The organism is Paraburkholderia phymatum (genome assembly GCF_040965635.1).
Lineage (GTDB): Bacteria > Pseudomonadota > Gammaproteobacteria > Burkholderiales > Burkholderiaceae > Paraburkholderia > Paraburkholderia phymatum_B.
In genome coordinates, this window is the sequence record NZ_JBFRCH010000005.1 from 280,910 (window position 1) to 300,203 (window position 19,294).

The 19,294-nt window shown below is 61.2% G+C and carries 18 protein-coding genes and 5 tRNA genes; 20 read left to right on the plus strand and 3 right to left on the minus strand.

Annotated features, from left to right (window positions below; translation table 11 throughout):
* Positions 1 to 89: 89 nt before the first annotated feature.
* The 6 genes from AB4Y32_RS12970 (at position 90) to AB4Y32_RS12995 (ending at position 5,059) form a co-directional block, all read left to right on the plus strand.
* Positions 90 to 380 (plus strand): hypothetical protein, encoded by a 291-nt coding sequence (locus AB4Y32_RS12970; RefSeq protein WP_368721715.1) that lies wholly within the window; start codon positions 90 to 92, stop codon positions 378 to 380.
* A gap of 366 nt (positions 381 to 746) precedes the next feature.
* Complete coding sequence (locus AB4Y32_RS12975) at positions 747 to 1,730, plus strand: hypothetical protein (RefSeq protein WP_368721716.1); 984 nt, start codon at positions 747 to 749, stop codon at positions 1,728 to 1,730.
* Complete coding sequence (locus AB4Y32_RS12980; RefSeq protein WP_368721717.1) at positions 1,684 to 3,234, plus strand: hypothetical protein; 1,551 nt, start codon at positions 1,684 to 1,686, stop codon at positions 3,232 to 3,234. The genes AB4Y32_RS12975 and AB4Y32_RS12980 overlap by 47 nt, the downstream gene beginning before the upstream one ends.
* Positions 3,231 to 3,533 carry a hypothetical protein gene (locus tag AB4Y32_RS12985; protein WP_368721718.1) on the plus strand — a complete coding sequence of 101 codons (303 nt, stop codon included), beginning with the start codon at positions 3,231 to 3,233 and terminating at the stop codon, positions 3,531 to 3,533. The genes AB4Y32_RS12980 and AB4Y32_RS12985 overlap by 4 nt, the downstream gene beginning before the upstream one ends.
* A gap of 1 nt (position 3,534) precedes the next feature.
* On the plus strand, positions 3,535 to 4,086 hold the full coding sequence (locus AB4Y32_RS12990) for a hypothetical protein (protein WP_368721719.1): 552 nt from the start codon (positions 3,535 to 3,537) through the stop codon (positions 4,084 to 4,086).
* A gap of 625 nt (positions 4,087 to 4,711) precedes the next feature.
* On the plus strand, positions 4,712 to 5,059 hold the full coding sequence (locus AB4Y32_RS12995; protein WP_368721720.1) for a hypothetical protein: 348 nt from the start codon (positions 4,712 to 4,714) through the stop codon (positions 5,057 to 5,059).
* Between the two features lie 129 nt (positions 5,060 to 5,188).
* Here AB4Y32_RS12995 and fabI read toward each other — a convergent pair whose 3' ends face one another.
* Positions 5,189 to 5,980 carry an enoyl-ACP reductase FabI gene (gene fabI / locus AB4Y32_RS13000; RefSeq protein WP_368721721.1) on the minus strand — a complete coding sequence of 264 codons (792 nt, stop codon included), beginning with the start codon at positions 5,978 to 5,980 and terminating at the stop codon, positions 5,189 to 5,191.
* Between the two features lie 109 nt (positions 5,981 to 6,089).
* On the opposite strand from fabI, the gene AB4Y32_RS13005 reads away from it, so the two are divergent.
* The 5 genes from AB4Y32_RS13005 (at position 6,090) to AB4Y32_RS13025 (ending at position 12,687) form a co-directional block, all read left to right on the plus strand.
* Positions 6,090 to 8,012 (plus strand): extracellular solute-binding protein, encoded by a 1,923-nt coding sequence (locus AB4Y32_RS13005; RefSeq protein WP_368721722.1) that lies wholly within the window; start codon positions 6,090 to 6,092, stop codon positions 8,010 to 8,012.
* Positions 8,013 to 8,089: 77 nt separating this feature from the next.
* Entirely contained in the window at positions 8,090 to 9,130 is a 1,041-nt protein-coding gene (locus AB4Y32_RS13010) for a microcin C ABC transporter permease YejB (RefSeq protein WP_368721723.1), read from the plus strand.
* A 1-nt stretch (position 9,131) separates the two neighbouring features.
* Positions 9,132 to 10,238 carry an ABC transporter permease gene (locus AB4Y32_RS13015; RefSeq protein WP_368721724.1) on the plus strand — a complete coding sequence of 369 codons (1,107 nt, stop codon included), beginning with the start codon at positions 9,132 to 9,134 and terminating at the stop codon, positions 10,236 to 10,238.
* Positions 10,239 to 10,261: 23 nt separating this feature from the next.
* Entirely contained in the window at positions 10,262 to 11,866 is a 1,605-nt protein-coding gene (locus AB4Y32_RS13020; protein WP_368721838.1) for an ABC transporter ATP-binding protein, read from the plus strand.
* Positions 11,867 to 12,015: 149 nt separating this feature from the next.
* Positions 12,016 to 12,687 (plus strand): C40 family peptidase, encoded by a 672-nt coding sequence (locus tag AB4Y32_RS13025; RefSeq protein ID WP_368721725.1) that lies wholly within the window; start codon positions 12,016 to 12,018, stop codon positions 12,685 to 12,687.
* 146 nt (positions 12,688 to 12,833) lie between these two features.
* Here AB4Y32_RS13025 and AB4Y32_RS13030 read toward each other — a convergent pair whose 3' ends face one another.
* On the minus strand, positions 12,834 to 13,787 hold the full coding sequence (locus tag AB4Y32_RS13030) for a patatin-like phospholipase family protein (protein WP_439899781.1): 954 nt from the start codon (positions 13,785 to 13,787) through the stop codon (positions 12,834 to 12,836).
* Between the two features lie 404 nt (positions 13,788 to 14,191).
* On the opposite strand from AB4Y32_RS13030, the gene gltX reads away from it, so the two are divergent.
* The 7 genes from gltX to AB4Y32_RS13065 all read left to right on the plus strand — a co-directional run bounded on the left by gltX (position 14,192) and on the right by AB4Y32_RS13065 (position 17,117).
* Positions 14,192 to 15,601, plus strand: coding sequence for a glutamate--tRNA ligase (gene gltX / locus AB4Y32_RS13035; protein WP_368721727.1), 1,410 nt, complete (start codon positions 14,192 to 14,194; stop codon positions 15,599 to 15,601).
* A 141-nt stretch (positions 15,602 to 15,742) separates the two neighbouring features.
* A tRNA-Ala gene (locus AB4Y32_RS13040) sits at positions 15,743 to 15,818 on the plus strand.
* Positions 15,819 to 15,961: 143 nt separating this feature from the next.
* A tRNA-Glu gene (locus tag AB4Y32_RS13045) sits at positions 15,962 to 16,037 on the plus strand.
* A 79-nt stretch (positions 16,038 to 16,116) separates the two neighbouring features.
* Positions 16,117 to 16,193, plus strand: a tRNA-Asp gene (locus tag AB4Y32_RS13050).
* A gap of 66 nt (positions 16,194 to 16,259) precedes the next feature.
* Positions 16,260 to 16,335 (plus strand) — tRNA-Glu (locus tag AB4Y32_RS13055).
* A 75-nt stretch (positions 16,336 to 16,410) separates the two neighbouring features.
* Positions 16,411 to 16,487: transfer RNA gene (locus tag AB4Y32_RS13060), tRNA-Asp, on the plus strand.
* Between the two features lie 165 nt (positions 16,488 to 16,652).
* On the plus strand, positions 16,653 to 17,117 hold the full coding sequence (locus AB4Y32_RS13065) for a GNAT family N-acetyltransferase (RefSeq protein ID WP_368721728.1): 465 nt from the start codon (positions 16,653 to 16,655) through the stop codon (positions 17,115 to 17,117).
* 108 nt (positions 17,118 to 17,225) lie between these two features.
* Here AB4Y32_RS13065 and AB4Y32_RS13070 read toward each other — a convergent pair whose 3' ends face one another.
* Positions 17,226 to 18,113 carry an AraC family transcriptional regulator gene (locus tag AB4Y32_RS13070; RefSeq protein WP_368721729.1) on the minus strand — a complete coding sequence of 296 codons (888 nt, stop codon included), beginning with the start codon at positions 18,111 to 18,113 and terminating at the stop codon, positions 17,226 to 17,228.
* A gap of 167 nt (positions 18,114 to 18,280) precedes the next feature.
* Between AB4Y32_RS13070 and rraA the strand changes: the two genes are divergently transcribed.
* Both rraA and AB4Y32_RS13080 read left to right on the plus strand, forming a co-directional pair.
* Positions 18,281 to 18,775 carry a ribonuclease E activity regulator RraA gene (rraA, locus tag AB4Y32_RS13075; RefSeq protein WP_368721730.1) on the plus strand — a complete coding sequence of 165 codons (495 nt, stop codon included), beginning with the start codon at positions 18,281 to 18,283 and terminating at the stop codon, positions 18,773 to 18,775.
* A gap of 47 nt (positions 18,776 to 18,822) precedes the next feature.
* Positions 18,823 to 19,230, plus strand: a complete 408-nt coding sequence (locus tag AB4Y32_RS13080) for a gamma-glutamylcyclotransferase (protein WP_368721731.1) — start codon at positions 18,823 to 18,825, stop codon at positions 19,228 to 19,230.
* Positions 19,231 to 19,294 lie beyond the last annotated feature (64 nt).

Genomic DNA, 19,294 nt, shown 5'->3' on the forward strand with positions numbered 1-19,294 from the left:
TTGCGGGTACGCCGAACAGAACGACAACGAAGGCGCGGCAACTCGCCGGAGAGCATGGCCCCGCCACCGTCTGTGTGTTGGTCGAAATCATGACGCACGGCGCTACCGACGCGTCGAGGCTTGCCGCTGCGCGTGAGGTCGTGGACCGTGCCTATGGCCGCCAAGCCGTTTGCGCCGAGACCGACGATGACGACAGTCTGTTCGCCAACCTGTTTGAATTTGATGCGCTCCCCATTGCCAAACTACCGCCAACGGTTCGCCGTGCAGGAACAAAGCGCGAGCGCGAATCGGAAATGGCACAGGTAGCCAACACGATAAAGCGGATGAAGGCACGACCACATAAGCGAATCTTCTGCCCCAAAAAGAGCGCGTCGAAGTGATACCGCTTTAGATGGGATTCGAGTCAGTCCGCCAGCAGCATTGCGGCTTGACAATAATTGACCAATTTTCAGACGTTTCCGTATTGAGGTGGTCCAATCTTGCGGGTTATAAGCCGTGCCGGGCTGAAATAGCTCCGTATCGCGGCCAGCCTTGTCTTTGTAGTCCTAACGTATCAGGCCGCGTCTCCCACAACCCAGCAAGGAGGCCAGCCTATTCATGGCGACACATCACGGTCACCCGCATCACCCCGCCGCACCGGAAGCGCCCGCAAGCCCGCCGCCCCACAATAGCAACCCCTGAACTGGAGCTTTCCTTTTGCTCCCATCAGCGGCAATGATGCCGATCCGCAAACGTGGCTCAGTGCCTTGGCGAATTCGGATGGCGGGTTCTATCCGCTCGGCCTGAATGGCATGTATCACGGCGGCATCCACTTCGACGCGGGCACGGGCGGCAAACTCAAGCAGCGCGATGGCGTCAGGGCGATTGCCGATGGCGAGGTGGTGGCCTACCGGCTCGATTCGACGTATCCCGAACTGACGTATCCGACCACGCCGCCGCGCTATACCCTGTACTCGACGGGCTTCGTGCTGATCCGCCACAGGCGCGTGCTGCCGCGTAGGCCGAACACATCGGGGACATCCGGGCCGTCGGGCGGAACATCAACGGCGGAAGCCCCGGCTTCGGGTGCGCCGGCAACGCCCGCTGGCGGCCCGCAGGCTTACCAGCCGCCTGCCGATGACGTGCTGGAGTTCTACAGCCTATACATGCACCGGCTTGACTGGAAGGGTTATCAGGACGCGCAGACGGAGAGCGGCAACGGGTCCGCGCCACCAATCCATCCACTGCCCTTCTGGCAAGGCAACCGGCTTTTCCGGGTCGGCGCGAAAGCAAAAAACAAGGTGCCCGTCCCGCGAGACGATCCGGCTGACGCTTCCCAGACTCCCGATACGCCGCAGGCCGGTGCTCGCATCTGCGACCGCGCATCAGGCACGGTAATCGGCCTGTTGCCGCGCGGTGGTGAACTCAGCATTGTCGGCAATAGCACAAAAGGCTGGGCGCAGATCGCGACCATCACGAAGGGTACGCCGGTCGCAACCGTCGGAGGCGGCACGCCCGACCCGAGCGCCGCCACGGGCTGGGTAAATCTTGACGAATTCGACGCAGCTATCGATCCCAAACCGCTGGATACGGTTGTTGTGCTCGATCCCGCCAAGCCGTTCAAGGTTCGCGCTGGCGATGTTGTGGGCTACCTTGGCGAGTATCAGAACTCCACCCTGGCGAGCATACTTCCGTCCCACGCCGATGCGTCCGCTGCTGCACGTCGAAGTCCTCACGGGCGCCCAGATTAATGATTTCATCAGAAAGAGCCAGGAGCGCGCGAACAAGCTGGGCGATAAGGTGCCCGGTGGAAAGCCACTGCTAGTGATCCAGCAGCGAGCAAAACTTGTCAAACCAGCCGATCCGCAGAGTAATACCGGGCTGGCGGGGCTTACTCTTGCTCTCGCAACGGGCAAGCAGGGCGATCCGGGCAAGGGACTATGGGCGAAGGTTCAGCCTACGCGGATTGCGGCGCAATCAGGCACGCATGCCCACGGTCACGGGCATGGGCACGCCCATCCCGCCAGCGGGACGCCCGTAGGTGACCCGCTTTGGGTTGAGCGCACCAAGTATGCGGGCAAGGTTGCAGGCGCAACGGTCCCGACCTGGACTAACTTTCCGCTGCAGCTCGCCAATGCCCAAGCTCCGTCTGTTGGATACCAACAGGTGTTTTTGCGCGCCCAGCTTGACCAGGGGCGCGAGATTCACAGGGCGACTGACGATCAAGGCGTGCAATGGTGGTCAATTACGGCGGGCGACGATGACGGGAGGTCGATTACGCGATGGGTGTGTGAAAAGAGCCACCCGGATACGCTCTGGCAAAGCCCGTGGGCGTGGCCTGGGTTCGATATGGTGGATACCACCAGCGTTCCGCTGTTCGACATGTACCGGCGCAGCCTGTTTGAGACGAAGCAGTTACTCGACGGCGAGGAACAGGAGTTCAGCGCCGTTGCTGCCAAGATAAATGCCAGTCCGTTTATCGCGAAGCTGGAGAAGGCGACAAAGCGACAAGGTAGCGGCAAGGGGAACGTGGTTCCGGCTGATCTGAAGAGGGCATTGACCGTGCGCTGGCTGGCGGGGGCGGTCTCGCACTTGATTTTTCGCTACGAAAGCGAATGGGGCGGCGATATGAGCAAGTGGGAAGCGCTATCGTCAATCATGGGTGAAGACGGCAAGCCGATCTGGCAGGCCGAGATGGAGCGCATCGAGAAGCTGCAATGGTGGAGCAAGGTGAGCGCGATTAATGGCTTTCCCGCCAGCCCGGATGTTTGGCATATTCACCCAATCGGATTGGTGGGGAATTTCTCAAGCAAGCCCGAACTTATAACTTTAGAAATGCTTGAGGCAGTCGATCCGAGAGGCGATAAATTTTACCACACGCAAATTCTCCCAGCCCTTAATAAATATGCGAGTGGCTATCAGGTAAACACGCCTCGACGGATTGCTCATTTTCTCTCCCAGATTGTAGTGGAAAGTAACTTTAAAAATGTCGAAGAGCAACTTTCTTATTCGGTAAAGAGGATGAAGCAAATGTTTGGCTGCAAAGCTGCCCTGAGAGGAGCGCATCAGAGAGCGTACACAGAGGCGGCGGGGGATATAGTTTGTAATTTTGGCCGACTTCGCGATAAATTGTGGACTCAAACTAGTAATTACGAGCACAATCCAAAAAATTTAGTCAGCTATGTGTATGCCGGGCGTTATGGAAAGGGTGACGAAGCTACGGGGGTGGTTACAAATATCGTGGGAGAGGGTTGATTCAAACGACATTTAAGGATAATTATCAGGTTTTAATGGATGAGCATAATCGACGATTCCCAGACGATCATCGTGATTTTGTCGCTGACCCAGATCTAGCCTTAAGTGATCTGGCGTATGGCGTGGAGTCAGCCTTTGCTTACTGGGCAGTTACGCGCGCAGTAAATGCCGTGGCTGACACAGGCGACGTGCGTGCAGTTACTCACGCTGTCAATGGTGGCGAGAATGGGTATGCTTATCGAAAGATTGCATACAATAATGTGGCGCCGATTTTGGGATTGACTTTAGAAAGGGTTTGAGATGCGTGCGCTCAGATTTTTTGCATATTTTTTTATTCTTTCGAGGTACATCGGGCAAGCAGTTGGCGGCGAATTCAATATGCAATGTCCTCAATCGAATCCGCGGGCCAATATTTTTGATGCATCTCGGTTATCTGACGACTCTCGAATTGCTATCGAAAAGCGCAGCGGGGACGATCCTGTTATTTTGGCGTTCTATCGTCAGAATCAGGCTGGATGCAGTCGGTCTGTCTTTGCTCGGTATTCGATTGAAGGCGGCGAGCCTTTCGTGGAATCTCTATTCTTCTATAGAATTGATGGCAAGGTGAATGTTCTTGTGATTGTTTCGTGGCAAATAAATAACCGAGGCGAGGAAACCTACGGGAAACTCTACCAAATTTATGCTTACTATATAAAATTCGATGGCTCGATCGTCGAAAACTCGTTGGTTAGCGACGACGATCACATGACGGGGATCGATGGCGTTGAGCAAGGGCAGGAATCCAAATTTCAATACAAAACGGCAGCGGGCGTGAAACGATATTTGAAAAATAAAAAATACGTAGCGCCATGAATTTCGGCGAATTCGAAATAAATATGAAGATGCAATGCGTTATTTATGAGGGCGATGTCCCGAACCTCCGCCGGAAGGATCTGGGACGGGGAACTAATTTGCAAAGCGGTTTTGTAACGCGCATCGCATCGAATGCGGTCGGTGCAAGCTCTTGCCAATAGGACGGTTCTTCAGTTAGTCAAAACATGCGCCGCCCACGCGTCCATCATCGGGCGGCGCAGTTCCAGCAGGTCGGTCCGGTGATAGGCTGCCTCAACCTTGTTCGCCACGGTACGCGCTATGTCCGTAAACATCGGTGCGGATACAATGTCTTTCCATCGAGCGCTAGAGGTGCCGGCAGCATGCGCCGGATTTATCAATCGCTCTTTACCTGGGATAACCAAACGAATCGCCTATGCGCTTTGCAAATCGAACGCCCAAGCGGCGAGATTTGCGCGAATGCGACAACGAAAACAGGCGTCGATATCACCAAAATCGGTCGCATGTAACGGCAGATTACGACGTGTCCTCCTATGCGATGTTATGCATCAGTTATTACAAAGTTGAAATACGCGTTCAATGTTGCTTTGTTATATTCGCATCAAGCAGTCGATAAACACAAACAACTCCGCAAAAAGGTGAAACCATGAAGTCCATGTGTGTTATCCCGTTGATCGCTGGCGTGCTGGCGATTGGCGCGTCGAATGCGGCGGTGGCTGGGGGACTGAACGTCGGTGTCAACATCGGTATTCCCGCTCCCGTCTACGTCGCGCCGGCGCCCGTTTATGCGCCGCCTCCGCCCCCGCCGCCGCCCGTCATCTATCAACCGGCGCCCGTCGTGGCTGCGCCTGTCGTCGTAATCGGCTGGCACGGCGACCGTTACTGGGATGGCCGCCGTTACTGGGGTCGTGACGAATGGTATCGGCATCACGGCGATGGCTATCGTCATGATCACGGTCATTGGGACAACGGCCGTCACAACGGATGGCATTGATTCGAGTGGCCAGTTGTTCGCGCCAATAAAAAAACCGCCCCAAAATTGGGGCGGTTTTTTATCCTGTTGCGCAGGCAACGAGAAGGAGGCAAACACGCAGATCGCATGCGCGCGCGCCTCACAACATCATTACTCGCCGACAGCAGCCATTCCGCCGACCACAGCGCTGAAGCCGCTGTCGACGTGCATGATCTCAGCCGTTACGCCGGCAGCGAGATCGGACATCAAAAACGCCGCCGCATTGCCGACCTGTTCGATCGTGACGTTGCGCTTGAGCGGCGCGTTGCCTTCGACGAAATCGAGAATCTTGCCGAAGCCCTTGATGCCGCTTGCCGCGAGGGTCTTGATGGGGCCTGCCGAAATGCCGTTGACGCGAATGCCCTTCGCGCCCAGCGACACGGCCAGATAACGCACGCTAGCTTCGAGCGATGCCTTCGCGAGACCCATCGTGTTGTAGTTCGGGATCGCCTTTTCCGCGCCGAGGTACGACAGCGTGAGCAGCGCCGCGTCGTTCGACAGCATCGGCAGCGCGGCCTTCGCGAGAGCCGGGAAGCTGTACGCGGAGATGTCGTGCGCGACGCGGAAGTTCTCGCGCGTCATGCCATCGAGGAAGTCGCCCGCGATCGCTTCGCGCGGCGCAAAGCCGATCGAGTGAACGAGACCGTCGAGGCTGTCCCAGTGCTCTTTCAGCGACGCGAACAGCGCATCGATTTGCACATCGTCGGCGACGTCGCACGGGAACACGAGATTGCTGTCGAATTCGTTCGCGAACTCGGTGATACGGTCCTTGAAGCGGTCGCCGACATACGTGAACGCGAGTTCTGCGCCTTCGCGCTTGCAGGCCTGCGCGATACCGTATGCAATCGAACGGTTCGACAGGAGGCCCGTCAGCAAGATTCGTTTACCAGCGAGGAAGCCCATGAATTCTCCTAATGAGGTCAGCGCGCCGCGATGACAGAGTGCGGGAACGCGCAGGATTTTGGGTAGAATTCTCTCACATTGCAACTGCCCACCTACCAATAAGGCCCCCATGACGACAGGCACGCGACGGGTTGAAGCGCCGCGCTCGATATGGCGCACATTGATTCGTCTCGTGTCGCGTGCCTGTTGCGGGACGATGCCGCGCGCCGCATTGGCTATGTGCGCGGGTTCGCTGATCGCCGTGTCGCCTTTGGGCATGCAGCATGCTCGGGCCGCATACGCGATCGCGCAATATGGCAACCCGAAGTATCCGCCCGACTTCAAGCACTTCGATTACGTCAATCCCGATGCGCCGCGCGGCGGCACGCTGGTGCTCGCGAATCCCGACCGCTCGACGAGCTTCGACAAGTTCAATCCGTTCACGTTGCGCGGCAGTGCGGCGCCCGGCATCGGGCTGCTGTTCGAAAGCCTGACGACGGGCAGCGCCGACGAAGTTGCCTCTGCCTACGGCCTGCTTGCCGACGATATCAACGTCGCGCCCGACGGACTGTCGACGACTTTTCACATCAACCCGCACGCGCGCTTTTCGAACGGCGATCCCGTCACCGCCGAGGACGTGAAGTTCTCGTTCGATACGTTGAAGAGCCCGCAGGCCGCGCCGCAATTCGCTGCGTATTTCGCGGACATCACGCGCGTCGTGATCGTCGATCCGGTGACGGTGCGCTTCGAGTTCAAGCAGCGCGACCGCGAGTTGCCGCTGCTCGCGGGCGGCATGCCCGTGTTCTCGCGCAAGTGGGGCATGAAGGCCGACGGCAGCCGCACGCCGTTCGATCAGCTCGCATTCGAGAAGCCGATCGGCAGCGGTCCGTATCTGATCGAGAGCTACGACAACGGGCGCACGATCACGTACAAGCGCGACCCGAACTACTGGGGCAAAAACCTGCCCGTGCGCGTCGGCACCTATAACTTCGAGCGCATCAACTACAAGCTGTACTCGGATGCGACCGCGCGTCTCGAAGCGTTCAAGGCGGGCGAGTACGATGCGCTCGTCGAGAACATCGCGCGCAACTGGGTGCGCCGCGACGTGGGCAAGAAGTTCGACAGCGGCGAGCTCATCAAGCGCGAATTTCCGCATCACAACGGCACGGGGATGCAGGGCTTCATCCTCAACCAGCGACGGCCGATTTTCTCCGACGTGCGCGTGCGCAAGGCGCTCGATCTCGCGCTCGATTTTCAATGGCTCGACCGGCAACTGTTCTACAACCAGTACAAGCGGATCGACAGTTTCTTCGTCAACACCGATTTGCAGGCGAAGGGATTGCCATCGCCGGGCGAGCTGAAGCTGCTCGATCCGTGGCGAGCGCAGTTGTATCCGTCCGTGTTCGGCGTTCCGCCGAAGCAGCCCGACACGGACCCGCCGGGCTCGTTGCGCGCGAATCTGCTCGAAGCGCGCGCGCTGCTTGCGCAAGCGGGCTGGACGTATCGCGACGGCGCGCTGCGCAACGCGAAGGGCGAGCCGTTCGTGTTCGAGATACTCGACGATTCGGGTTCGTCGGCGGCATTCGAGCCCGTGATCGCGCCGTATGTGCGCAATCTGCAGAAGCTCGGCATCGAGGCGCGCTTTCGCGTGACGGACTTCGCGGTTTATCAGAAGCGTCTCGACGCGTTCGACTTCGATGTGACGACGATCCGCTTTCCGGATGTGCAGGTGCCGGGCGCTGACATGATCGACCGCTTCGGCAGCAAGGCCGCCAGTGAGCCGGGCTCGGGCAATCTGATCGGACTGAAGTCGCCTGCCGTCGATGCGATCCTGCGCGCGCTCGTCGCCGCGCAGACGCGCGAGCAACTGGTCGACGCCGTGCATGCGCTCGATCGTGTGCTGATCAACGGCTACTACATCGTTCCGCACTGGTACAGTGCGACGCATCGCGTGGCGTTCAAGCGCGGGCTTGCGTGGCCGAAGACATTGCCGCTGTACTATACGGCGGACGCCTGGATCACTTCGATGTGGTGGTTCGCGCAGCCGCAATGATCGCGCCGCGCACGTTCACACCACGCCTTCTTGATCAACGCGCCGCTCTTCCGATCGACGCCTAACGGACCGCCGCCATGTGGAGCTATATCCTCAAACGTCTGCTGTTGATGATCCCGACGTTGATCGGCGTGCTGACGCTGACCTTCGTCGTGATCCAGTTCGTGCCGGGCGGCCCCGTCGAACAGGCGGTGCACGAACTGCGCCGCAGTACGGCCGAAGGCGGCGCGCCGTTTGGTCTGCGCGCGCATAGCGGCGTCGACGCGCAACAGGTCGCGCAACTCAAGGCGCTCTACGGTTTCGACAAGCCGCCGCTCGAGCGCTACTGGCTGATGCTCAAGCGTTTCTCGCACTTCGATCTCGGGCAGAGCTATTTCCGCCACCAGAGCGTGTGGTCGCTGATCGTGTCGAAGCTGCCCGTGTCGATCAGCATCGGCCTATGGACGTTCTTCCTCACGTATCTGATCTCGGTGCCGCTCGGCATCGCGAAAGCGGTGCGCAACGGCTCGCGCTTCGATATGGCGACGAGTCTCGTCGTGCTGATCGGCTACGCGATTCCGGGCTTCGTGCTCGGCGTGCTGCTGCTCGTGCTGTTCGGCGGCGGCACGTTTTTGCAGCTCTTTCCGCTGCGCAATCTCACGTCCGACAACTGGGACCAGTTGAGCTTCTTCGGCAAGATCTTCGATTATCTGTGGCACATCGCGTTGCCGATCGTCGCGTCGGTCGTCGGCAGCTTTGCCGTCGTCACGATGCTCACGAAGAACGCTTTTCTCGACGAGATCCGCAAGCAATACGTGCTGACGGCGCGCGCAAAAGGACTGTCCGAGCGGCGCGTGTTGTGGAAGCACGTGTTCCGCAACGCGCTCTTGCCGCTGATCGTCGGTTTTCCGGCGGCGTTTATCGGCGCGTTCTTCACGGGTAGTCTGCTGATCGAAACGCTGTTCTCGCTCGACGGCCTCGGATTGCTGTCGTATGAATCGGTGGTGCGGCGCGATTATCCCGTGGTGCTCGGCACGCTGTATCTGTTCACGCTGATCGGGCTCGCGACGAAGCTCATCTCCGATCTCTGTTACGTGTGGGTCGATCCACGCATTCAATTCGAACAACTGGAGCGCTGATTTGAGCCGCGTTCGTACCGATGCCGAAGTGTCGTCGCGCGCGCAGCCAGTGCGCGCGTTCGTATCGCCGACGCCCGCGCGCCGCGTGTGGTTGCGCTTCAAGCAGCAGCGCCTCGGCTACTGGAGCCTGATCGTGTTCGTCGTCGCGTTCGCGGCGAGCCTTGCCGCGCCGCTCTGGTCGAACGACAAGCCGCTCGTCGTGCACTATGGCGGCCACTACTATTTCCCGCTCGCGAAGGACTACGCGGAGACGACGTTCGGCGGCGACTTCCCGACGCCCGCCGATTATCTCGATCCGTACATCAGGCATCGCTTCGATTTGCCGGGTAACTTCGCGATCTATCCGCCGAACCCGTACTACTACGACACGCTGAACTACTTCTCGAAGGTGCCGAACCCGGCGCCGCCTTCGCGCGACAACTGGCTCGGCACCGACGACCGCGGCCGCGACCTGTTCGCGCGGCTCGTGTACGGCTTTCGCGTGTCGGTCGAATTCGCGCTCGTGCTGACGTTCATCGGCACCGTGCTCGGCGTGCTGGCGGGCGCGGTGCAGGGCTATTTCGGCGGCAAGACGGACATCATCGGGCAGCGCCTGATCGAAATCTGGAGCGCACTGCCGGAGCTCTATCTGCTGATCATCTTCGCGTCGATCTTCGAGCCGGGCTTCATCCTGCTGATCGTGCTGTTGTCGCTGTTCGGCTGGATCGGCCTGTCCGATTACGTGCGCGCCGAATTCCTGCGCAACCGGCAACAGGACTATGTGCGTGCCGCGCGCGCGATGGGGCTGTCGAACTGGCAGATCATCTGGCGGCACGTGCTGCCGAACAGCCTGACGCCCGTCATCACGTTCCTGCCGTTCCGCATGAGCGGCGCGATTCTCGCGCTGACGAGCCTCGATTTTCTCGGCCTCGGCGTGCCGCCGCCGACGCCGAGTCTCGGTGAGCTGCTCGCGCAGGGCAAGGCGAATCTCGACGCGTGGTGGATTTCGGTAGCGACGTTCGGCGTGCTCGTCGTGACGCTGCTGCTGCTGACGTTCATGGGCGACGCGCTGCGCAACGCGCTCGACACGCGCATCTCGGACGCGATGAAGGCAGGGGGCAATCAGTGAGCGACTCAGTCAGCGCCACGCCGATGAACAACGAAGGGCCGCTGCTCGAACTCGATCACCTGCGCGTGACGTTCGGCGACACGATCGCGGTGAACGACGTGTCGCTCGCGATCGGGCGCGGCGAGCGCGTCGCGCTGGTCGGCGAGTCCGGCTCGGGCAAGAGCGTGACGGCACTGTCGATCCTACGCCTGTTGAACGATGCGCAGACGAGCGGGACGATCCGCTTCAACGGCGAAGAGCTGCTCGCGAAGAGCGAGCGCGAGATGCGCGGTCTGCGCGGCTCGGACATCGCGATGATCTTCCAGGAGCCGATGACGGCGCTCAATCCGCTGTACACGATCGGTGAGCAGATCGCGGAAACCATCGTGCTGCACGACGGCGTGCCCTCGAACGAGGCGCGCAAGCGCGCCGTCGCGCTGCTCGAACGCACGGGCATCACCGAGCCGGGCAAGCGCGTGAACAGTTATCCGCATCAGCTGTCGGGCGGACAGCGGCAGCGCGCGATGATCGCAATGGCGCTCGCGTGCCGTCCACGCCTGCTGCTCGCCGACGAACCGACGACGGCACTCGACGTGACGATCCGCGCGCAGATCGTCGAGTTACTGCTGGAACTGCAGCGCGATGAAGCGGAAAAACGCGGGATGGCCGTGCTTCTGATCACGCACGATCTGAACCTCGTGCGGCACTTCGCGCAGCGCGTCGCGGTGATGGAGAAGGGTGTGCTCGTCGAAAGCGGGCCCGTCGAGATGCTCTTCACGTCACCGCAGCATCCGTATACGCAACGTCTGCTGCAAAGCCGTCCGGAACGTACGGCGGTGCCCGTGCTGCCGATTTCGCCCGTGCTGCTCGATGCACGCGACGTCTGCGTCGACTTCAAGACGAAGCTGCCTGGCTTCGCGGGCTGGTTCCGCTCGGGCCGCTTTCGTGCTGTCGCGGACGCGACGGTGTCGGTGCGGCAGGGAGAGACGCTCGGCATCGTCGGCGAATCCGGCTCGGGAAAATCCACACTCGCAATGGCGCTGCTCGGCCTGCAACGCACTGCGCACGGCGCGATCGAGTTTCAGGGCCGGGCGCTCGGCAGCTACCGGGGCCGTGACCGGACGGCGCTGCGCTCGAACATGCAGGTCGTCTTTCAAGATCCCTTTAGTTCGCTTTCGCCGCGACAGACGATCGAGCGGATCGTCGGCGAAGGGCTCGCGTTGCATCGGCCGCGGCTCGGCGTCGACGCGCGGCGCGACAAGGTGATTGCCGTGCTGCGCGAAGTCGGCATCGACCGCACGGCGCTGCACCGTTATCCGCACGAATTCTCGGGCGGACAGCGCCAGCGCATAGCGATTGCGCGCGCGCTCGTGCTCGAGCCGCGCATCCTGGTTCTCGATGAGCCGACCAGCGCGCTCGACGTCTCGATCCAGCAACAGGTGTTGAAACTGCTCGCCGGTCTGCAACGCAAATACAACCTGGGTTTCGTGTTCATCAGCCACGATCTGGCCGTCATCGGGGCGATGGCGCATCGGGTCGCGGTGATGCAAAACGGCGAGGTCGTCGAGTCGGGCGAGGTGGAGCGGATCTTTGCCGAACCGGCGCACCCTTACACGCGAAAGCTCTTGAAAGCGGCGTATACGAGCTGACATTCCCCAATTGGGTGCGACGAGTCATTGTATTTTTCTATTTGTTTTGACATGTGAATACTTAATGGCTAGTATCGACCAAACTTTTTCCTAGCCTATTGATTTTCAGGCAAAAACACCTGCATCAACCGATACCAACCACCAGACCAATGCAGCACCGACACCTAACCCAGGCATGCACGCGCGTTGTCGCCGGGATGTTCATTGGCGTACTGATGGCCGCGGCTCCCGGCGCGTTTGCCGATGAAGTGACCAGCTTTAACCAGAATGCCTCATATTCGACCGGTTCCGCGTCGAATTCCTTGTCCTTCACCACGCAAGCTGCACAAAGCGCCACCTCGAATTCCGAGAGCGGCGCCCGCTCGTTTCTGTCGGGCGTTGCCGGCAAGGCAGGCGACGTCGTCGTCGGCGCGCTGAACATGATCGGCGTGCGCTACCGTTGGGGCGGCGATACGCCCGATTCGGGCCTCGATTGCAGCGGGTTCGTCCGCTACGTGTTCCAGGATACGCTGGGCATGGCGCTGCCGCGTCGCGCCGAAGAGATGAGCCGCGTCGGCGAGAAGGTCCGCGTCGCCGATCTGAAGCCGGGCGATCTCGTGTTCTTCAACACGATGCGCCGCACGTTCTCGCACGTCGGCATTTACATCGGCGATAACAAGTTCGTGCATTCGCCGTCGACGGGCAGCACGATCCGCGTCGACGATCTGGATAGCGGATACTGGGAAAAGCGCTTCACGGGCGCGCGTCGCATCGAGACGTCGGTTCCGCAGCAGCAGGAGCTTCGTCAGCGCGTGAGCGCGACGATCGGCAACGATAACTAAGACGGTTCTCCGTCAGCCAGTTTCATGCAAAAGGCCCGCTTCGAAAGAAGCGGGCCTTTTGTTTTCTGGCTTCGCGAATTATTGCTTGAGCCTGGCGACGATGACTGGCGGCCGCATCCGGCGGCAGGCGCCCTTTGCGGCCTCGATCAGGCGGTCGCGCGTGCCGCCGCCAGCTTGCTCAGCAACTCAGGCGCGATGCGCGCAGCGGCTTCCTCGCCCGCGAGGATCGCAGCATTTCGCTGTCCGAAGTCGGTGCCGCTCATCGCATTCAGGTTCGGACGAATCACGACGTCGGCGTATTTGTCGAGTTCGTATGCCTTGATCGTCTGACCCATGATCGTGAACGTCTGCATCAGCATATCGAACGAACTTTCCGTGACGGCCGTCTCGGGCCGCGCGGAGATATCGACGGCAATCACGAAATCCGCGCCCATCTTGCGCGCGAACGACGCGGGCACCGGGCTGACGAGACCGCCGTCGACGTACTCGTGGCCGCCGATCTTCACCGGCTCGAACACGGACGGCACGCTCGACGACGCGCGCACCGCGATCCCCGTGTTGCCGCGCTGAAAGAGAATCGGCTGGCCCGTCTTCAGATCCGTCGCAACGACGCCGAGCGGTTTCGCCATCTTCTCGATGGGGCGGTTGTCGAGCGTCCGGTTCAGATAGTTTTGCAGCGCGACGCCTTGCAGAAAACCGCGCGTGCGGAACGGCATCGCCCAGTCGCTGATCGACGCTTCGTCCATCGTCAGCGCCAGCTTGTTGAGCGCGAAGCCGTTCAAGCCCGATGCGTACAGCGCGCCGACCACCGACCCTGCGCTCGTCCCGCACACCAGATCGATTTTGATGTTGCGCGCCTCCAGTGCCTTGATCACGCCGATGTGCGCGAAGCCGCGCGCGGCACCGCCGCCGAGCGCGAGCCCGACGCGCAACGGGCGCTGCGGCTTGATAATGGGCGGCGGAGGATTGTTCAACGCCGTGCTGGGCGTCGGCGTGACGTTTTCGGGCTTGTTGCCCGTCGACGCGCAAGCAGAGAGGACAGCGGAGGCCGCGGCAATCGAGAAAGTGCGGCGGGACAGACGTGGCGATGACGGTTTCAACGAGTTCTCCAGCGACGGCGCCCGCGTCCATGTGAATGCGTCGCGCCGCGTGTCATGCAAAGATGATCGCCCATGGCGATCGTAGCGCGCTGCGTCGATGCGGATAGCGGCGCGCGCACATCATAATGCAAAGCGATCATGCGGCGACAATCCGTTGAGGCCGCTCGAGGGAATCGTCTACACATGCGGCGACACGGGCTCGGCGCCAGTCGCGATGCGAACACATGACCAGGTGGAGATGTCGTCGGCGGTTATAATTTCGGCTCTCTCTTTTTCAATCGCGTCCGCACTGAGCCATCGGTTGTTCTCAGCTGCTGTTGCCCGTGGCAGGCGCGAACCGTTTTCGTTGCCGCGCCCGGTTTCGATGTTCGCCGGCGCTGGCGTCCGTCTTCGAGTTACCACACATGACCACTCCCGTTCGCACCCGCTTTGCACCGAGCCCAACCGGCTTCATTCACCTGGGCAACATCCGCTCTGCGCTGTATCCGTGGGCGTTCGCGCGCAAGATGAAGGGCGTGTTCGTGCTGCGTATCGAGGATACCGACGTCGAGCGCTCGACCGAGCAGTCCGTCGATGCAATCCTCGAAGGCATGCAATGGCTCGGCCTCGACTACGACGAGGGTCCGTTCTACCAGATGCAGCGCATGGATCGTTACCGCGAAGTGCTCGCGCAGATGCAGGAACAGGGGCTCGCGTATCCGTGCTACATGTCGACGGAAGAACTCGACGCGCTGCGCGAGCGTCAGCGCGCCGCGGGCGAAAAACCGCGCTACGACGGCACGTGGCGTCCCGAGCCCGGCAAGGTGCTGCCGACGCCGCCCGCCGGCGTCCAGCCCGTGCTGCGCTTTCGCAACCCGCTGACAGGTGTGGTCGCGTGGGACGACGCCGTGAAGGGCCGCGTCGAAATCTCGAACGAAGAGCTCGACGATCTCGTGATCGCGCGTCCGGACGGCACGCCGACTTATAACTTCTGCGTGGTCGTCGATGACCTCGACATGAAGATCACGCACGTGATTCGCGGCGACGACCACGTCAACAACACGCCGCGCCAGATCAACATCCTGCGCGCGCTCGGCGCGGAGCCGCCCGTCTATGCGCACTTGCCGACGGTGCTGAACGAGCAGGGCGAAAAGATGAGCAAGCGACATGGCGCGATGAGCGTGATGGGCTATCGCGACGTGGGCTATCTGCCCGAGGCCGTGCTGAACTATCTCGCGCGGCTTGGCTGGTCGCACGGCGATGCCGAGATCTTCTCGCGCGAGCAGTTCGTCGAATGGTTCGATCTCGAGCATCTGGGCAAGTCGCCCGCGCAGTACGACCACAACAAGCTCAACTGGCTGAACAACCACTACATCAAGGAAGCGGACAACGCGCGCCTTGCTGAACTGAGCAAGCCGTTCTTCGCGACGCTCGGGATCGACGACACGGCGTTCGCGAAGGGCGCCGATCTCGCGGACGTGATTGCGCTGATGAAGGATCGCGCATCGACCGTGAAGGAGATCGTGGACAACGCCGCGATGTTCTATCGCGAGCCCCAACCGGATGCCGAATCGCTCGCGCAACATCTGACGGACGCGGTGCGCCCCGCGCTTGCCGATCTGGGCGCCGCGTTGAAGACCTGTGACTGGACGAAAGAGGGCATCGCCGCCGCATTGAAGGCGACGCTCGGCGCGCACAAGCTGAAGATGCCGCAGATCGCGATGCCGGTGCGCCTGCTGGTCGCGGGCACGACGCACACGCCTTCGATCGATAGCGTGCTGATGCTGTTCGGCCGCGATGTCGTCGTGAGCCGCATCGAAAAGGCGCTCAGGTGAGCCTCGTTCCGTAATGAACTGGATGGGTCAACGATGCCGCGGTGCGCGCACGCCGCGGCATCGCAAAAAAATTGCGGGAAACGCTCAAGGGCTATTTACAAAGCGAAAATTGCTCTCTACAATCTCGCTTCTGTTCTGCAAGGGGGTATAGCTCAGCTGGGAGAGCGCTTGCATGGCATGCAAGAGGTCAGCGGTTCGATCCCGCTTACCTCCACCATCAGAACAAAGTGAAGTCGTTCCGGTAAGCCGGAAGTTGTAGCAAAAAAACTTCACAAGCGGTACTAGAGCAGTTAGAATAGCGGTCTTCGCTGCTGATGAGTGAAGTTAGCAGCAAGAACGAGACAAATCTGAAAAGATTATGTCCCCTTCGTCTAGAGGCCTAGGACATCACCCTTTCACGGTGAGTACAGGGGTTCGAATCCCCTAGGGGACGCCAAATACTGGCGTTGCTTGATGAGATTCAAGTGATGCGCTTGCGAGAAGTAACCGACGCTCGCGAGTCAGGTAGCAAGACTGGAGTGGTAGTTCAGTCGGTTAGAATACCGGCCTGTCACGCCGGGGGTCGCGGGTTCGAGTCCCGTCCACTCCGCCAGATTAAGCCCGTTCGGTGAGCGGGCTTTTTCGTTAAAGGTGTAAGCAGTAGTGTGTGAAGTATGTTGTCCCCTTCGTCTAGAGGCCTAGGACATCACCCTTTCACGGTGAGTACAGGGGTTCGAATCCCCTAGGGGACGCCAGATACTGGCGTTGCTTGAGATTCAAGCGATGCGCTTGCGAGAGCTAACCGACGCTCGCGAGTTGGTAGCAAGACTGGAGCGGTAGTTCAGTCGGTTAGAATACCGGCCTGTCACGCCGGGGGTCGCGGGTTCGAGTCCCGTCCGCTCCGCCAGAAACATGAAGCCCGCTGAATCGTCAGCGGGCTTTTTTGTTTTTGCACGCAAACCTTGCGTGCTGCGTCTGTCACGCCGCTCGCATCGCTGTCGGGCAAACAGCCATTGCCAGCGCGTTCCGCCTGTCTTAACGTTGTGCGGACCGAATCTTTCGTCCCCGCGCGATGCTCGACCCGACCGACGATCCGTCTCCCTTCTACTTGCGCAAGGCCAGCATGGACGACTTTCAGTTCGCTGAGGCGCTGACGCGCAACAACATGGGCGGATATTATCGTCGGCATCACCTTGTGTGGCGCAGCGACCTGTTTCTCGCGAGCTGGCGCGAGTCGGAAAACTTCATACTCGAAGTGGACGGCGAACGCATCGGCGTGCTGCGCATCACCGAGGAAGGCGACTCACTGCACATCCGCGATGTGCAGATTGCCGAAGGCCACCGGCGGCGCGGCGCGGGCACCTATCTGCTGAATACGTCGCATCGCTGGGCGCGGGCTCGCGGGCTCTCCGAACTTCAATTGAGAGTGTTCGTCGACAATCCCGCCGCGCGTCTCTATCAACGGATGGGCTATCGGCTCGCGGGACCGCGTCTCGCGCAACTGGGCTCGATCCGGCATATGTCGCGGCGCGTCTGAGGGCGTCAGCGGCGCTCGATAGATCGGAGCGCAAATCGCGATCGGCGCGCGCGTTCAGCCAGCCGTCGAGTTCTGCCTTCACATCGATGCGTGCCCCCCTCCGCATGCTCACATCGAAACATCGTCATTCTCTTCGTGCTCCGGCTCGTCGCGCCGATGCTCCGCGCCGCGCAGCATGAACGCTCGCGGACTTTCTCCGAACGCGCGCCTGAACATCGCGGAAAACGCACTTTGGCTTTGATACCCCAACTCGCGCGCGACATGCGACAGCGGACGCCCTTGGCTGAGCAACGGAATCGCGCGGGCGAGCACGGCCTGCTGACGCCATTGCGAAAAGCTCACGCCCAGTTCCTGCCGGAAGAGCCGCGCGATCGTGCGCGTGCTCGCGCCGACCGTCGACGCCCATCGCTCCAGCGAGTCGGCATTCGCAGGATCGGCGAGCACCGCTTCGCATAAGGCGCGCAGGCGCTTTTCCGTCGGCATCGGCACGGACAACGGCAGCGGCTGCGAGCGCGTGATCTCGTCGAGCGCAAGCGAGCCTAGCAGCCGCTCGCGGTCGGGCTGCAGACCCGGGGTATCGAGTGCGGCGATCACTTCGCGCAGCAGCCCCGAGACCTCGACGACCCGGCACGTATCCAGCCCCGCCGGCACGGCCGCCTCGTTCACGTAGAGCGTGCGCAGAAACGCATCTTCGACGATCACCACTTCGTGCAGCACATATGGCGGTACCCAGATCGCACGCGACGGCGGCACCATCCACGTGGTGCCGAACGTGCCGACGCGAAGTACGCCGCGCGACGCATACGCGACCTGCGCCCACGCGTGCGTGTGCCGCGCGATGCGCACGCCTGCGGGCATCGGCCGCGAGCGCACGCGGATGGGATGCGTCGGCGTCGGCGCAAACTCGGGCGGAATGTCGGCGAAATCGACGCGTGTGGATAGCTCAGCCGGGGCTTTCGCGGCGGCGGGCGGGGTTGAACGGGCGGCTTCAGTCATGACGTAATGGGCTGGAAGGCGGGGCTGGCCGGCGGCGCGGGCGGGGCGAGGCGATGCATATCATTGTAGGGGCCGGCGCGTAGCCCCGGCATTAGCCGAACGGCCGATGGGACATCGCAAAAATGGCGCGGCATAATGCACCGGATTCGTTTCGACAGGGGACGCTAATGAATTTTGCAACCGCAGATCTGTGCGATGCACATGAAGACCAGCTCGCCGCGGGCACGTTACGCGTGCTCGATCCCGTATTCAGCCGTTTCGGCCGCGCGGCGCGCTTTGGCGGCGAGGCCGTCACGCTGAAGGTTTTCGAGGACAACACGCTGGTGCGCGCGACGCTCGAAGAAAAGGGCGCAGGGCGCGTGCTGGTCGTCGACGGGGGCGGCAGCCTGCGCTGCGCGCTCGTCGGCGGCAACCTGGGCAAGCTCGGCGAGAAGAACGGCTGGGCGGGCATTGTCGTGTTCGGCTGCGTGCGCGATGCGCTCGAACTCAACGAGTGCAATATCGGCATCGTTGCGCTGGCGACGAATCCGCAGCGCAGCCAGAAACGTGGCGGCGGCGAGCGCGATGTGCCCGTGCGCCTGCCCGGATCGGTGGTGCGTCCGGGTGAATGGGTCTATGCGGATATCGACGGCGTGCTGGTCGCAAGTGCATCGCTCGCCTGATCGCGACGGCGGCACGCAAGTCTGATTTGATCGAGGATAGTGAAAGGATGCAAAACGTCTTTGTGTATGGCACCTTGCGTGCCGGCGAAATCAACGACATCGGCGCCGCGGCGGTGCGCAACGATATCGCGGCGCCCACGCTGGTCGGTTCGGCCACTGTACGTGGGCGTCTCTTCGACTTCGGTGCCTATCCGGGTCTCGTGCCCGATGACGCGGGAATTCATGTGCAAGGGGATGTCTACGAAATCGACGAAGGACTGGTTGCCGTGCTCGATGAGATCGAGGAGGTCTATCCGGGTGTCGAGGGGCTGTTTTTGCCGCGTGAAGTGACCGTCGAGGTCGAAGGTGCGCCCATCACGTGCCGCTACTATCCGGTGCAGCGCGAAGCGGTCAAAGGGTTGCCGGAGATTCGCTCCGGCGACTGGGTTGCGCACCGGCGTTCGAACGGGCGTTGATTGGAGGGGATCGCGTTTGTTGCGCGCATCCCCGCCCGTGGAACTCGAAGCGACAAAAGCAGCG

Excerpts from the sequence above, each read along its gene's own strand:
- AB4Y32_RS12970 (WP_368721715.1), top strand. The coding sequence starts at position 90 with ATGACGCACGGCGCTACCGACGCGTCGAGGCTTGCCGCTGCGCGTGAG.
- AB4Y32_RS12980 (WP_368721717.1), top strand. The coding sequence starts at position 1,684 with ATGCGTCCGCTGCTGCACGTCGAAGTCCTCACGGGCGCCCAGATTAAT.
- AB4Y32_RS12990 (WP_368721719.1), top strand. The coding sequence starts at position 3,535 with ATGCGTGCGCTCAGATTTTTTGCATATTTTTTTATTCTTTCGAGGTAC.
- AB4Y32_RS12995 (WP_368721720.1), top strand. The coding sequence starts at position 4,712 with ATGAAGTCCATGTGTGTTATCCCGTTGATCGCTGGCGTGCTGGCGATT.
- fabI (WP_368721721.1), bottom strand. The coding sequence starts at position 5,980 with ATGGGCTTCCTCGCTGGTAAACGAATCTTGCTGACGGGCCTCCTGTCG.
- AB4Y32_RS13005 (WP_368721722.1), top strand. The coding sequence starts at position 6,090 with ATGACGACAGGCACGCGACGGGTTGAAGCGCCGCGCTCGATATGGCGC.
- AB4Y32_RS13010 (WP_368721723.1), top strand. The coding sequence starts at position 8,090 with ATGTGGAGCTATATCCTCAAACGTCTGCTGTTGATGATCCCGACGTTG.
- AB4Y32_RS13020 (WP_368721838.1), top strand. The coding sequence starts at position 10,262 with ATGAACAACGAAGGGCCGCTGCTCGAACTCGATCACCTGCGCGTGACG.
- AB4Y32_RS13025 (WP_368721725.1), top strand. The coding sequence starts at position 12,016 with ATGCAGCACCGACACCTAACCCAGGCATGCACGCGCGTTGTCGCCGGG.
- gltX (WP_368721727.1), top strand. The coding sequence starts at position 14,192 with ATGACCACTCCCGTTCGCACCCGCTTTGCACCGAGCCCAACCGGCTTC.
- AB4Y32_RS13065 (WP_368721728.1), top strand. The coding sequence starts at position 16,653 with ATGCTCGACCCGACCGACGATCCGTCTCCCTTCTACTTGCGCAAGGCC.
- AB4Y32_RS13070 (WP_368721729.1), bottom strand. The coding sequence starts at position 18,113 with ATGACTGAAGCCGCCCGTTCAACCCCGCCCGCCGCCGCGAAAGCCCCG.
- rraA (WP_368721730.1), top strand. The coding sequence starts at position 18,281 with ATGAATTTTGCAACCGCAGATCTGTGCGATGCACATGAAGACCAGCTC.
- AB4Y32_RS13080 (WP_368721731.1), top strand. The coding sequence starts at position 18,823 with ATGCAAAACGTCTTTGTGTATGGCACCTTGCGTGCCGGCGAAATCAAC.